This window comes from Thermodesulfobium acidiphilum, from assembly GCF_003057965.1.
In the GTDB taxonomy this organism is placed as follows: Bacteria; Thermodesulfobiota; Thermodesulfobiia; order Thermodesulfobiales; family Thermodesulfobiaceae; genus Thermodesulfobium; species Thermodesulfobium acidiphilum.
This window is the reverse complement of sequence record NZ_CP020921.1, coordinates 294,129-307,500: the sequence shown is the minus strand read 5'-3', so window position 1 is coordinate 307,500 and position 13,372 is coordinate 294,129. Positions and strand designations below refer to the sequence as shown.

The 13,372-nt window shown below is 38.4% G+C and carries 13 protein-coding genes (1 of these 13 running past the window's edge); 3 read left to right on the top strand and 10 right to left on the bottom strand.

Annotated elements, in window-relative coordinates; genetic code table 11:
- The 3 genes in view from TDSAC_RS01525 to TDSAC_RS01515 are tightly spaced (at most 15 nt apart) and all read right to left on the bottom strand, a layout consistent with a single transcriptional unit that may run on beyond the window.
- Positions 1 to 388, bottom strand: partial view of a nitrilase-related carbon-nitrogen hydrolase gene (locus TDSAC_RS01525; RefSeq protein WP_199919844.1) — the 5' portion only. 377 nt of this gene lie to the left of the window's left edge; 388 of the gene's 765 nt are visible here — the first part of the coding sequence; it begins with the start codon at positions 386 to 388; its stop codon lies beyond the left edge, outside the window.
- A complete protein-coding gene (locus TDSAC_RS01520) occupies positions 385 to 1,011 on the bottom strand; it encodes an N-glycosylase/DNA lyase (protein WP_108308333.1) in 627 nt (208 codons plus the stop codon). Before TDSAC_RS01520 ends, TDSAC_RS01525 begins: the two co-directional genes overlap by 4 nt.
- Positions 1,012 to 1,026: 15 nt before the next feature.
- Positions 1,027 to 1,443 (bottom strand): hypothetical protein, encoded by a 417-nt coding sequence (locus TDSAC_RS01515; protein WP_108308330.1) that lies wholly within the window; start codon positions 1,441 to 1,443, stop codon positions 1,027 to 1,029.
- 120 nt (positions 1,444 to 1,563) lie between these two features.
- Here TDSAC_RS01515 and TDSAC_RS01510 point away from each other — a divergent pair, with 120 nt between their 5' ends.
- Entirely contained in the window at positions 1,564 to 2,139 is a 576-nt protein-coding gene (locus tag TDSAC_RS01510) for a macro domain-containing protein (protein ID WP_108308328.1), read from the top strand.
- A 4-nt stretch (positions 2,140 to 2,143) separates the two neighbouring features.
- A complete protein-coding gene (locus TDSAC_RS01505; protein WP_199919843.1) occupies positions 2,144 to 3,631 on the top strand; it encodes an aldehyde dehydrogenase family protein in 1,488 nt (495 codons plus the stop codon).
- On the opposite strand, the gene TDSAC_RS01500 is transcribed toward TDSAC_RS01505, so the two are convergent.
- Both TDSAC_RS01500 and gltX read right to left on the bottom strand, forming a co-directional pair.
- Positions 3,628 to 4,713 carry an AI-2E family transporter gene (locus TDSAC_RS01500; protein WP_199919842.1) on the bottom strand — a complete coding sequence of 362 codons (1,086 nt, stop codon included), beginning with the start codon at positions 4,711 to 4,713 and terminating at the stop codon, positions 3,628 to 3,630. The two genes, TDSAC_RS01505 and TDSAC_RS01500, sit on opposite strands and share 4 nt — an antisense overlap.
- Before the next feature lie 9 nt (positions 4,714 to 4,722).
- Entirely contained in the window at positions 4,723 to 6,129 is a 1,407-nt protein-coding gene (gene gltX / locus TDSAC_RS01495; protein ID WP_108308320.1) for a glutamate--tRNA ligase, read from the bottom strand.
- 154 nt (positions 6,130 to 6,283) lie between these two features.
- Here gltX and TDSAC_RS01490 point away from each other — a divergent pair, with 154 nt between their 5' ends.
- A complete protein-coding gene (locus tag TDSAC_RS01490) occupies positions 6,284 to 8,293 on the top strand; it encodes a hypothetical protein (protein ID WP_108308318.1) in 2,010 nt (669 codons plus the stop codon).
- Here the strand turns inward: TDSAC_RS01490 and TDSAC_RS01485 are convergent.
- From TDSAC_RS01485 to TDSAC_RS01465, 5 genes are all read right to left on the bottom strand, one after another.
- On the bottom strand, positions 8,290 to 8,691 hold the full coding sequence (locus tag TDSAC_RS01485) for a secondary thiamine-phosphate synthase enzyme YjbQ (RefSeq protein WP_108308315.1): 402 nt from the start codon (positions 8,689 to 8,691) through the stop codon (positions 8,290 to 8,292). The genes TDSAC_RS01490 and TDSAC_RS01485 overlap by 4 nt on opposite strands.
- Positions 8,692 to 8,761: 70 nt before the next feature.
- A complete protein-coding gene (locus TDSAC_RS09220) occupies positions 8,762 to 9,157 on the bottom strand; it encodes a type IV pilin protein (RefSeq protein WP_108308312.1) in 396 nt (131 codons plus the stop codon).
- A 142-nt stretch (positions 9,158 to 9,299) separates the two neighbouring features.
- Positions 9,300 to 10,544 (bottom strand): type II secretion system F family protein, encoded by a 1,245-nt coding sequence (locus TDSAC_RS01475; protein ID WP_108308309.1) that lies wholly within the window; start codon positions 10,542 to 10,544, stop codon positions 9,300 to 9,302.
- Entirely contained in the window at positions 10,544 to 11,602 is a 1,059-nt protein-coding gene (locus TDSAC_RS01470) for a type IV pilus twitching motility protein PilT (RefSeq protein ID WP_108308307.1), read from the bottom strand. The genes TDSAC_RS01475 and TDSAC_RS01470 overlap by 1 nt, the downstream gene beginning before the upstream one ends.
- Positions 11,603 to 11,610: 8 nt before the next feature.
- On the bottom strand, positions 11,611 to 13,341 hold the full coding sequence (locus tag TDSAC_RS01465) for a GspE/PulE family protein (protein WP_108308304.1): 1,731 nt from the start codon (positions 13,339 to 13,341) through the stop codon (positions 11,611 to 11,613).
- Positions 13,342 to 13,372: the final 31 nt, after the last annotated feature.

The following is a 13,372-nucleotide window of genomic DNA, read 5'->3' as shown; positions in this document are numbered from 1 at the left end:
ACTCTGCCACGACGGCTTCTTTCCCCTCTGAGAAGATGTCTTTCTCTCCCATAACTTCAATCAGGTGAATCTTCTTGTACCTGGCTATACAAGAGCCTTCACTAAAATAAAAGCCACAATTGTAAATATTGGCGTTCTCTTTCAATGGGAAAGTGCCATATATATCTATTTTGTATTCTCTCGACATAAAACATAGCTGATCGAAATAATATGAAAGCCTATCGCTCACTTTTTTAATCGAACTCTTATAATATCCAGAAATAAAGGTCTCGGGAAAAACTAAAAGTTTCAAGTCGTTTTTGTTTGCTTCTAAGATAGCGCGCTTAGCCTTTTCAAAATTTTGATCAAAATCTCTCAATATGTCCATCTGGAAGAGCCCAAACCTCATTTGTCCACACATCCTTTTTCCATATACCATATATAGAGGTCCAAAACCCCAGGCGGCTTCCCAAAATCATCTGCGATTTGAAAAAAAACTTTCTCGAGATTAATATATGTTTTTTCAGTAATTGTTTTTGGAATATCATCAAGATAACCATATTCCTTCATAACTCTTAATATGTGTCTATCAAGGATCGCCACATTAAAGATTCCAACATTTCTAAGGAAGTGACTGGCTTCTTTCATCCCAAAACCCTTTACTTCCTTTACTAAAAAACTTCTCTTCTCAAAAGAATTAACTTTTGATTCCAAAAAATCCTTTAAAGATCCTAAAAGCCTTCTATTTTCCACAATAAACCTATAACGCGGATTCCAGAACCTATAGCCCAAATCCCTTAGAGAAGACTTTAATTCATCTTCGTTCATATACAAAAAACCCTCTTTAATCCTGTTCTGAATGAATATGCCACCCTTAGCAGAATAATTGGCAGTAAGAACGCAAAAACAAAGCTCCTGAAAAATTCTTTCTTCACTTCCAGAACCAATTTCTCTAAACTGAGAAATTCTTTGTTTAACTTGTTCTTCACATGAAGTTCCCTTTAGAAGATTTAATCTTTCTAAGAGTTTCAAATCGCTTTTTGCTTCTTATCTATGATGGTGGTGTCTTGAAATCTCTCCTAATTCAAACAAAAATCCTTCTTCCTTCATCTGTTCTATAGAACACTCGCTCTCCATTCCCTGTTCGCTATATTCACAGATTCTGTTTTCTATGTCTACGGTAAGCTTACCATCACTAATAGCATCTGCATGATACCACCACATAAAAATAGGCTTTTTATTATACTTTGAAAAGTATTCCTTTCCTACAAACGATACGATATATGGAGCCATAATCAAAAACTTTTTATCGACAGACTTAATAGCAGCAGCCAGATCCCCTTCTACATCAAGCTTGTTTTTCCAGAGATACTCCCTGGCCTCAAGGCCTTTGTCAAGCTTAAAAACCATATCCTCTTTATCTTGCTTTATTACATTTTGCCATAAAGCAAAGAAATCGTTCATCAATCACACCTCCAAAATATTGAAATCCAGCAAGAACTGAATATCATATTATACTATAATGTTTATATTGCTTTTTTAATACCTAAAACTAATTTTAAATGATAGTTCCTGGGAGGAAGAATGCTTGATATCAGTTTCGAAATAAAGGATAAAATTTTAGAAATTGTAAAAGGTGATATTACTTTGAGAAACACTGACGCAATAGTAAACGCAGCAAATAAATACCTACAACATGGAGGAGGCGTGGCCCTTGCAATTGTTAGAAGGGGTGGGGACATAATTCAGGCAGAAAGCAACATGATAATCAGAAATCAAGGCCCCATACCTACAGGAAAAGCAGTTTATACCAGCGCAGGAAATCTTAAATCAAAGTACGTAATCCACGTTGTAGGGCCAGACTATAACGAATACGCCCCTGACGCAGCAACAGAATTTCTAAAAATGTCTATAAACTCCTGTTTTGATCTTGCACTTAAACTAAGACTAAAGAGTATATCTGTTCCCGCAATATCTTCTGGCATATACGGCTTTCCAAAGGACAGGTGTGCTGACATTTTAATTCAAGAAACCTTTAAACACCTTGAAAAAAGAGAGTCGTTAAAAAGGGTCGAGTTCGTGTTGTTTGATGAAATTACTGCAGACATCTTTGCAAACACTGCAAAAAAGTATTTTGAAATATATAAGAACAAAAAATAAAATTATGGAAAACATTTTAAGTCTATTAAAGAATAGCCCATTTTCTGATTTAATTAGCAAAAGCTCAAACACTGAGATAAACTTTTTGGTTAAAAAATGGAAAACACTTAGTCTAAAACCTGAAAACAAAATCTCTTCTATAAATAATGAAATCCTCTATCAATTTAGAGGGCCTAATCACTTTGAAGTTGATGAGGTCATAAGCGCTGCCAGAGAAGGACTTTCTGAAATATCAAATATAGAGTGCTACAAGAGATTTGAAATGCTAACAAGATGTAAAAGGATAATTGAAGAAAACTTCGATCTCATAGCAAAAGTTATAGTGATGGATAGTTCAAAACCTATAAATCTAGCAAAAAGAGAAATAGAATCTACCCTGGAAAGACTTAGTTTCCTGAATCCTGACCTGTTTGCTCTAAAAGGAGAATACATACCATCTGGTATATTCGCTGAACTCGGTGATAGAAGCGTTATTACTCTTAGAGAGCCGTATGGCGTAGCAGTTCTTATAAGTCCATTCAATTTCCCATTTTTTCTTCATGCCTCCAAGCTTACAGCAGCCTTAATAGCAGGAAACTCAACAATATCCATACCCAGCGAACATACTCCTTTATCCGTACTACTCCTGGTAAAGATTTTCGAAATGGCAGGCTTTCCAAAGAATACCCTTACCACAATTGCCACTTCACAAACCCAAATAAAGGAGAGGATAGTTAACAATCAAGATATAGACCTTGTTTCGCTTACAGGATCGAGTAAAACTGGCGAAAGTGTAATTAGAAGTGCAGGAATAAAAAAACTTCACCTGGAATTGGGCGGCAAAGCATTCGGATTGGCCCTGAAGGATGCAAATCCTGAAAGAGTAGTAGAGTGCTGGTTTAACGGTACCTTAAAAAACGCCGGACAAAGGTGTGATGCCCTTAATGTAATACTAATACCAAAGGAGCTAGAAAAGTCTCTTCTGTCATTGATCCTGGACAGATTAAAAACAATAAAAAGAGTTGATCCGTTTAGAGAAGATTGTAATCTTGGTCCTTTAATCTCTTTATCCAGTGCAAACAGGCTTAAGAAGATGATAAAGGAGGCAATCGACCAGGATTGTGAAATAATACTTTCTGAAAGAATAATTAACTCCTATTTTCCTCCTCATATAATTAAAGTCTTTAATACACAGATAAAGCTTATGACTGAAGAGATATTTGGACCAATTTTCGTCTATTATATTTATAAAGATTTAGACGAGGCCATAAGTATAATAAATTCCTGTAAATATGGTCTGGATCTTGCAATATTTGGAGAGGATATAAACTATTTGATGAAATTGTCAAGAAGACTTAAAGCTGGTCAAATTCACATAAACGACTATCCCAGGCATGGAACAGGGTATTACCCTGTCGGGGGGGTAAAATCGTCCGGCACCGGCAGCAAAGAGGGAATATTTTACACCGTTCAAGAAATGAGTTACACAAAGGCAATAATACTAAAGGACTAAGAACTGTCCTTTGAGTCAAAATGACCTGCCTTTTTGAGATAGTGCATAACTATAGCTTTTAAGACTCCTGTAGCAGGTATAGCAAGGATTAAGCCCTCAATCCCAAAAAGCTGTTCGCCTGAAACCAGTGCTAGAATTATAAGGATGGGATGCACCTGAGCCTGCTTGCCCATTATCTTCGGACTTAATACATAGCTTTCAAACCAGTGTATGCACAGTATTACAATTACCACTTCGAGCGAAACCACCCACGACTGAGTAAGCCCAAGAAAAACTGCTGGCAAAGTAGTTGAAAGAGTTCCAAAAACCGGAATTACCGAAAGACATCCTGCAAGTACGCCTATTAATATAGCATATTGGATTTTTAGTATAACAAGAGCCAGAGTGGTTAATGTACCATTAATTAAACAAATCAGAAATTGTCCTCTTACAATTCTTTTTAAAACAAAATCTATATCAGTAGAGAGTTCAATAATCTCCTGTCTTTTATCGGGAGGGAATAGGGTCAAAAGGCCATTTTTTATATTTTCAAAATCAATTATCCAGAAAGCTGCAATCATGAATACAATAAATACATTTACTCCGATTCTCACAGATTCCATAAAAAAGGCCTTAAGAACCTTTGCGCTTTCGCTAAAAGATAAAGAATATGGGTGTGTGTGGATGTATTCCTGAGATAAAAAAATCCCATTAAACGAAGACCTTATGTCAATTGGAATAGAAAACGAATTCAAAAAATTCTGCAAGCTATTAAGATAGTTTTTAACATTTTCAAAGTAAAGGGGCAGGTTTCTTGCTATACTCTTCAGCTCATTTGAAAGTCCGAAAATAAGAACTATCCCTATGCTGCCCAGAAAGAAAAAGATTATGATATATGACAGAATAAGGGATATTACTCTGTTTTTCTGGAAGCGCAGTATCGCTTTGAAAAGGGGTTCTATTAGATAGGCAAGCAATAAAGAGATAAAAAAGAGTATCAAAATACCCTTGAAAATCCACAACACAAATAGAGACAATATTATAAAAAGCGCTATTAAAAAAACCTTTACCCTGGGGTATATCAGATATTCTTCTAATTTCAATATTGTCCTCTAAGATTCATTTAAAAATTTTGAAACCCTTTTTATAACAATATCTTTGCCCAGAGCATCTACAATCTCAAATAGTCCTGGCCCTACTTTCATCCCTGTCAATATAAGCCTCAGGGGATGAACGAGATCTTTAAAAGGCAAACTCAGAGAAGCTGCCATTTCTCTTGATCTGTTTTCCAGATCCATGTGAGATTCATAGTTATTGCCCACAAGCTCAAGAAATCTTTCTAAAAGCAAAAGGGTTGACTTATTTGACCTTATATTCTCTATTTGTGCAGGAGGCAATTCAGGATCTACAAAGAAATACCTTGTTGTATTTACCAGATCCACTAAAGTCTTTGCCCTGACTTTGCCAAGATTTATCGCCCTCAGGGTAAAGTCGTCCTTTACAACTTTTATTTTAGCCCTTTCATAAAATGGCTTCGCAAGTTCAAACAATCTGGAATCGTCCATATTTTTTATGTATTGAGAATTCATCCACTCTAACCTCTTTATGTCAAATACCGCAGGATTAGAGTTGAGTTTCGCAAGACAAAACATAGAAATTAGCTCATTCCTTGAAAATATCTCCTGTCCTTCCTTTGGTGTCCAACCAAGGAGCGACAGAAAGTTAAAGAGGGCGTCAGAAAGATATCCCATTTCCCTATATTCCAGCACGCTCGCTGCACCGTGCCTTTTGGAAAGTTTCGTCTTATCGGGTCCCAGAAGAAGTGGTATGTGTGCAAATTTTGGGAGTTCTCTGTTGAAAGCCTTATAAATAATCATTTGTTTAAACGTGTTTGTAAGGTGATCGTCACCCCTTATCACGTGAGTAATGTTCATATCTATGTCATCTACAACCACAGCAAAATTATAGGTAGGATAATTGTCTGATTTCATTATTACCATATCCCCACCCAAACTTTCGTTCGAACAGGACACCTCACCCTTTACAGCATCGCGCAAAAATGATTTTCCATCAGGAATCCTGATCCTGAGAGCAGGTTTGATACCCTTTGCCCTTAACTCTCTCTTTTGTTCTTCGCTAAGATCCCTGCACCTACCGTCATACTTTGGGGGCCTACCCATCTTTGCCATCATCTCTCGTCTTTCCTTAAGCTCCTCTGGAGTACAAAAGCACTCATAAGCTATTCCCTTTTTAAGGAGTTCATTTGCCTTTTCCCTGTATAAATCCAGTCTTTTTGACTGATAATATGGTCCCTCATCCCACTCTATCCCCAACCACTTTAAACTTTCCAGGATAATTGCTTCGTACTCTTTCGATGACCTTTCCGTATCAGTGTCCTCTATTCTTAAGATAAATTTACCATCAAGCCGTCTTGCAAAAAGATAGTTAAAAAGCGCAGTGTGCGCCCCTCCAATATGAAGCGCACCTGTAGGAGATGGAGCAAAACGAACTCTTACCATTAAGTTCTCCTTTCATAAACGCTGTGAATATGGTAAAAAAATATATAAGTTTATTATAAGCGATATTTTAATTTATTAGCAATTTTAAAAATTAAGCAAATTAGAATTTATTTTGTATAATGTTTAAGTTTTCTAGAAATAACTTTAGGAGGGCATGCTGAAAAAAGAAGTATTCTCATCGATTAATAACCAGAAAATATTAAACTCCTTGAGATCAAGAATTAGTGCTTCTTTAATGAAAATCAATCTTACGCTAAACGAAGGAGCATTTGTCTTTATCGTTCTGTTTTTCCTCACCTTTTATATTATTATTGTGCCATTTGGGGCAGGACTTGACCCATCCTGGCAGTTTGCAATGAACTATGCATTTGAACACGGCTTAATATTTGGAAAGGATATTATTTTTACATATGGACCTCTTGGTTTTCTGGCAACTCCCGGCCCGATGTATCTACCCCTGATCTTTGCAAATCCAATACTTATACTGATAAACTCATACATGATATTGTCGTTTATATTTCTCGTTAAACTAAGCAGCAACGAGCGCACGATAAAAAGATATTCAGGCTACCTTCTCACATATATCCTGATCCTGATCTTAAACGATCACAACTACGTAAGATCCCTTGATTTAGACCTTATATTTACGAGTCTAAATCTTTCATTTCTCTTTTACCGCACGAAAAAGTCTGTTTATCTATTGATGAGCGCACCTCTTCTGGTTCTAAGCTTTCTTTACAAGTTTGGAACCTTTGCAATGTGCGCTGCCATATATCTAATATGCTATTCTATAGCGATCAGGAGCCGCCGCTTTAAGCTCCTATTGTCTTATGTTCTTCTCATCGTCCTTCTTTTCGCTCCCTTTTACCTTTATTTCTTTAAAAATTTCTCAAACCTTATAGACTTCACGCGTGGTTATCTTGAGCTCTCATACGGCTACTTCGCAGCCTCATCCTCATATCCTTCTATCCACAAAAACGCCTTTGCTATTGTATTTCTTCCGATTGCCTTTCTTACATTTTATCTCATAAAGAATAAAGAGTTTAGGGTATTTTTAGTCTCATTAATCCCATTTTTCTGGCTGGTCGCAAAGTATTCATTTTGCATAGAGGGACCCTGGTTTTCAGGATTTTTTACCACTGTATTTTTGGGCTTTTCAATCTTTACAATTATCGTTTCAGAAAATAAAGAAATTGTACCGTTTCTAAAAAGACTTATATTGTCCTGGTTTATAATGCTTATCTTCCTGATCTCATCAAACTCGATAATGCCAAATTACTATTCAAACCTTCTTGGGAGCATCTCAAACAGTCTGGACTTTAAGTATTTCAACGTAGCAAATCTAAATGCAATGACAAACAATGCAAAAGTTCAAACTGCAAAAAATCTTGAAATAGACACCCTGCCAGAAAAGATCGAAGGGAGAATTGGAAGGGCATCGGTAGACACATACCCCTGGGAATCATCTCTTGTTTTTGTCAACCATTTAAACTGGGATCCGAGACCTGTCTTTCAATCGTATACGGACTACACGCCCTGGCTTGACAGTCAAAACGATACCTTTTTGCGATCAGATAGGGCACCAGAATATTACATCTGGTACAGATCTGACAACAATCCTCCCTTTCAGAGTTTTAGAGGGGGCATGCTCTTAAACGACGATCCAAAAACCGTATTAGATATCTTTAGAAATTACTCTATGATAGAAAGAGAAAAGAGGTTTACCCTCCTTAAGAGAAGCACATCCTATTCAATCTCTGAACCCACAATCATAGGCCAATCTGAAGCCAGCTGGAACACGTGGATCAGTGTTCCCATAAGTGGATCGAAGAAAGATATAGTTCTTGCAAAGATCTACATAAAGAAGAACATCTTTGGCTTAATTAAACGCATATTATATAAAGAAGAACCAATCGAAATCGAATACAGGGATATAAATGGCAATATTCATAAGTTTCGTCTTCTCCCTGACAACGCAGTAGAAGGCGTCTGGATAAGTCCTCTGCCAGCAGGCATCAACGAAAAGGATTACTTCATGAGTGCAGTACCTATAGAGTCATTTAGATTAACCACCCAGGATCAGCTACTATACAGCAACAAGATTAAATTGGTTTGGGGAAAGATAGACGTATATAACGACAGGTTAATAAAATTAGCTCACTAAGAAGTAAGTTTTACCAGGTTTATGCTTCTGGTTCTGGGACCATCTGCCTCCACAAAGAATATTCCCTGCCATCTGCCCAGTTTCAGATTTCCACTCTCTACAGGAACCATTACTGATGAGCCAATAAGAGTAGAGATGACGTGTGCGTCGGAATTTCCCTCAAGATGCCTGAACTTTATGCCTTCAGGGAGATGAAGCTTGAGAAAGCTCTCAATGTCAAGGGCTACATCATGATCTGCTGCTTCGTTTATGGTAATTGCAGCAGTTGTGTGAGGCACGTAGCAAAGAAGAGCCCCGTTGTAGTCGCCATAAAATTCCTTTAGAGCGCTGTCTATCATAGAAGTAACGTCTATTAATTGGAGTCTTTTTGAGGTCTTCAGACTCACTGATTCAATCAAATATCACCTCATATGTCATATAAAGAGGTAATTAGAAAAGGGCCGCTCTTGAGCAGCCCTTTGGGATTTTTTACCAGGAAGAGCACGATGTCCCTGTGCCAGCACTCGTGCAAGAAATAGTACCATCAGTAGAATCATAACTAAGCGTATAAGTATAAGTCGTTCCTCCTGCAGCAACAGATATCCCATTAGCTGTATAAGTAATTCCACCTTGAGCCTTTGCTTGACCCTCAACCGTGGCAAGGTCTGGCGCATAAGTTCCGTATTGTCCATAATACAGAGCAGATGCACCCCTCAAAGCAGCAAGCGCGCCCTTTGCTGATGCGTCAGCGGCGTTCTTAGTAAGGTTTTGATATAGCGGAAATGCAACTGCAGCAAGTATGCCTATAATGACAATAACTACCAAAAGTTCGATCAACGTAAAGCCTTTCTTGTCCCTTAAACTCTTTCTTGGTGAGCTTAACATTGTAACCCCTCCTTAAATTAGATTTGAAATTAATTATAGAGCAAATAAAAAAATTATCAACTAAAAGTTCTTTCACCTCCTTAAAAAATGTTATGTCAGTCTTATTATCGGCACGAGTAAAGCAAATTCTTAAACCATAAAACTATTTTACAATTGCCTGATACAGGCTAAATATAGGCAGATACATTGCTATTACAATAAATCCTACAATACCACCTATTATCACTATCATAGCAGGTTCCAGCATGCTTGACAGAGCCTTTACAGTGGTCTCCACCTCGTCGTCGTAGTAATCGGCAGACTTGTCCAACATTTCGTCAAGGTGTCCTGTTTCCTCACCTATTGCTATCATCTCTACCAACACCATGGGAAACTTATCGGTCTTTCTCATGGAATCAGCAATTGTCTGGCCTCTTTTAACCGAGTCGTGTACAAATCTTATTCCCTTTTTTAGTACCACGCTCATCAGTATACCCTCAATTATCTCAAGAGAAGTTAATATTGGCACGCCGCTTCTTGTCATTGAGCCAAATGTCCTTGCAAACCTGGAACACTCTATTTTCATGTAAAGGGGGCCAAAAATAGGAAGTCTGAACACCATCAGATCAAACATCTCTCTGCCAACAGGATTACTAAGGAGTTTTATAAATAAGAAAACTCCTCCAATAATAACCAGAACTATCCAGATAAAATTATGTATCATAAATTGACTAGCATTTACTATTATCAAAGTCATAAGAGGAAGCTTCGCCCCCAAACCCGTAAGAAAGCCTGCAAACATAGGAACTATAAACATCAGCAAAAATGCAGTTAGCGCCAAGGCAATGGTTAAGACAAATATTGGGTAACTTACGGCCTGCTTTATCTGATTTCTAAGAGCCATCTCCTTTTCCAGATAGCTTGCAATCCTTGCGAGTATCACGTCAAGGGATCCAGATGCCTCACCTGCCCTTATCAGACTGGTATAGAGCTTGTTAAAAACGTTGCTATGCCTCTCAAGAGCTCTTGCAAGGCTTTCTCCTCCTTCTACTCTCTTCAGGACATCGTCAATAATGTCTCTGAAAGCCTTTTTCTTGGTTTGAGACTTCAGGGTGTTTAGCGTCCTTGTGATTGGAACTCCTGCCGCTACCAGCGTAGCAAACTGTCTTGAAAATATAGCAAGCTCTTTGTGAGTAACTCTGTTAAAGATAGGGATATTAAAGGATGCCCTTTTCTCTTCTATTGGCAATTTGGTATCTTTAGATTCGTCTTTGATCTCCTTTACTTCGACTATAAGAAATCCCTTGTTTCTAAGATCATTTTTTAAAACTGGAAGAGATATGGCATCCGTAGTTCCTGTAACCAGTTTCCCCTTAGAGTCTCTAACTCTATAAAAGAAGTTAGGCATTACAATCTCCCAACCAGGCGCATAAACTCTTCCTTATTTACTGCTACTGTAAAGGCATCTTCAAAAGCTACCTTGCCACGAAGTACCAGGTCTTTTAGAGAGGCATCTAATTGCTGCATGCCGTATCTTCCAGAAGTCTGTATTACACTATAAAGTTGAGATGTCTTACCCTCCCTGATAAGGTTTCTTACAGCAGGAGTCGCGATCATAACCTCTGTCGCTACCACTCTACCGCCCCCAATCTTTGGCAAAAGAGCCTGAGATACAACTCCTTGAAGAGCTGTTGAAAGCTGCGTTCTTATTTGCTGCTGTTGATTGGTAGGAAATACGTCTATAATCCTGTCTATAGTTTGTGGAGCATCGTTCGTATGAAGGGTTGAAAACACCAAATGCCCCGTCTCTGCAGCAGTAATAGCAGCAGCTATTGTTTCAAGGTCTCTCATCTCACCCACCAAAATTACATCTGGGTCCTCTCGTAGAGATGCTCTGACAGCTCTGGCAAAAGATTTGGTGTCGTTTCCAACTTCTCTTTGATCTACTATAGACTTCTTGTGAGAGTGAAGGTATTCAATAGGGTCTTCAATAGTAATAATGTGAGACTCCCTTGTTCTATTAATTATATTTATAAGGGAGGCAAGCGTGGTAGACTTTCCTGAGCCAGTAGGGCCAGTTACCAGCACAAGGCCTCTTACCAGCTTGGCAAACTCAGCAATTACAGGAGGAAGTCCCAGAGTTTCCAGACTTGGGATCTCCCATGGTATCAGCCTGAGCGCTGCGCCCCAAACGCCTCTTTGCTTAAACACGTTTACCCTGAATCTACCTATTCCAGATATGCCGTAGGAGAAGTCAATATCCAATTCTTCCTCTATCTTTTTTTTCTGATAGTCTGAAAGCATAGAGAATATAAGTTCAAATGCAATTTTTGGAGTAATATTGCCATATTCTTCCAATTTTATTAACTTGCCCTCTCTTCTTATCACAGGGGGTATGCCCACAGATATGTGAATGTCGCTCGCATTCATTTGAGTGGCCTTTTCAAGAATTTCAGTTATTTCCATATTCCCTCCTACTCTTCAGTAAATATCTTCTTCACAATTTCCTGAGGCGTGGTAATCCCCCTAAATATTAGATCCACTCCATTCTCCCTCATTGTTCTCATACCTCCCCTAATGGCTGCACTCTTTATCTCTTTAGAAGGGGCCCTAGACATAACAAGAGATCTTACCTCATCGTTTACCACCAAAAGCTCGGGTACAACAATCCTGCCCTTGTATCCCGTTCCAAAACAAGCACTGCAGCCTGTTCCTTCAAAATATGTAACCTCTCCAACAGGGCCAAAGCCGAAACCCCCAGGAGATATCCCCAGGGCTATCTTCATATCCTCTGGCATCGGTACCTCTCTTACACATTCAGCACAAACTTTTCTTACAAGCCTTTGTGCTAGAATACAAAGGGTGCTGGATGCAAGCAAAAAAGGCTCTACATCCATATCCATAAGCCTTGGAAATGCGCTGGCAGCGTCATTTGTGTGGAGAGTGCTAAGAACAAGATGCCCTGTCATTGCAGCCCTAACGGCTATTTCTGCAGTTTCAGAATCTCTGATCTCACCAACCATTATAATGTCAGGATCCTGCCTTAAAAAAGATCTTAATAAAGTTGCAAAGGTAAGGTTTATCTGAGGGTTTACTTGTGACTGGGTTATACCAGGAATATAAAATTCCACAGGATCTTCAGCGGTCAATATGTTAACATCTTCTCTGTTAAGAAGGCTAAGAGCGGAGTAGAGCGTAGTAGACTTTCCTGAGCCAGTAGGACCAGTTACAAATATTATGCCATAAGGCTTTTGTAATATTTGCTTAAAAGTCTTTAGCTCCCTTTCAGGAAATCCCAATGCCTCCAGGTCCATTGCAACTGCCTTTTTGTCAAATATTCTAAGCACAACCTTCTCGCCCTGAGTACAGGGCATAATTGATACCCTCATGTCTATCTCTTTGTTTGCGACGTTCAGGTGCATCCTGCCATCTTGAGGTCTTCTTCTCTCAGATATATCAAGGCTTGAGAGTATTTTTATCCTTGAGACTATGGCAGGCCCAATTGACTTTGGAAATTCAGATATCTTTAATAGAGAACCATCAATCCTATATCTTAAAACAATTTTGTCTTCGTATGGCTCAATATGAACGTCAGAAGCCCTCTTTAGAACTGCCTCCTCTACAATTGTATCTACCAGATTTATCACCGAATCTTCTTCGGTATAAATAAGGGACTCTTTTTGAAGCTGGGGCTCAGAATAATAGCTGTGCGCTTCAGCATCAGACTCCTTACCAAAGATCGTCTCTTCTTTCTTCTTAAAGCTTATCTCCCCGGAGATATATCTGGAAAAATCACTTGCAAGAATTATAGCGGGTTCAACCTGTGTCTTTGTAATCATACGAACGTCATCGATTGTAGAAAGATCCTGCGGATTTACCATACCAAGTAAAAGGTTATTTCCTTTTAGTGCAAGGGGCAAAATTTTTCTTTGTTTTATAAAATCAGATGACAAAAGTTGCAAGGCCTTCTCGTCTAATGGAGTCTCCTGAATCCTTATTATCTTAAAGCCGTAGATATTCTCTAACTTCTGAACGATCTGTTGTGTCAAAAGTCCTTTATTTTCAAGAACATCAAGCAATGGCATATCAGAAGTCTCCAGTTCATAGAACACGTCATTTACAGCTTCTTCTGTTAAAAGGCCATCATCAAAAAGTTTAGCAATTATTTTCGCTTCTTTAGGTCTTTTTGCACTCTCTACCGTCAAAGCCCTCACCAGCTTAAAAGTATTTATTGTT

Excerpts from the sequence above, each read along its gene's own strand:
- TDSAC_RS01515 (WP_108308330.1), bottom strand. The coding sequence starts at position 1,443 with ATGAACGATTTCTTTGCTTTATGGCAAAATGTAATAAAGCAAGATAAA.
- TDSAC_RS01510 (WP_108308328.1), top strand. The coding sequence starts at position 1,564 with ATGCTTGATATCAGTTTCGAAATAAAGGATAAAATTTTAGAAATTGTA.
- TDSAC_RS01505 (WP_199919843.1), top strand. The coding sequence starts at position 2,144 with ATGGAAAACATTTTAAGTCTATTAAAGAATAGCCCATTTTCTGATTTA.
- gltX (WP_108308320.1), bottom strand. The coding sequence starts at position 6,129 with ATGGTAAGAGTTCGTTTTGCTCCATCTCCTACAGGTGCGCTTCATATT.
- TDSAC_RS01490 (WP_108308318.1), top strand. The coding sequence starts at position 6,284 with ATGCTGAAAAAAGAAGTATTCTCATCGATTAATAACCAGAAAATATTA.
- TDSAC_RS09220 (WP_108308312.1), bottom strand. The coding sequence starts at position 9,157 with ATGTTAAGCTCACCAAGAAAGAGTTTAAGGGACAAGAAAGGCTTTACG.
- TDSAC_RS01475 (WP_108308309.1), bottom strand. The coding sequence starts at position 10,544 with ATGCCTAACTTCTTTTATAGAGTTAGAGACTCTAAGGGGAAACTGGTT.
- TDSAC_RS01470 (WP_108308307.1), bottom strand. The coding sequence starts at position 11,602 with ATGGAAATAACTGAAATTCTTGAAAAGGCCACTCAAATGAATGCGAGC.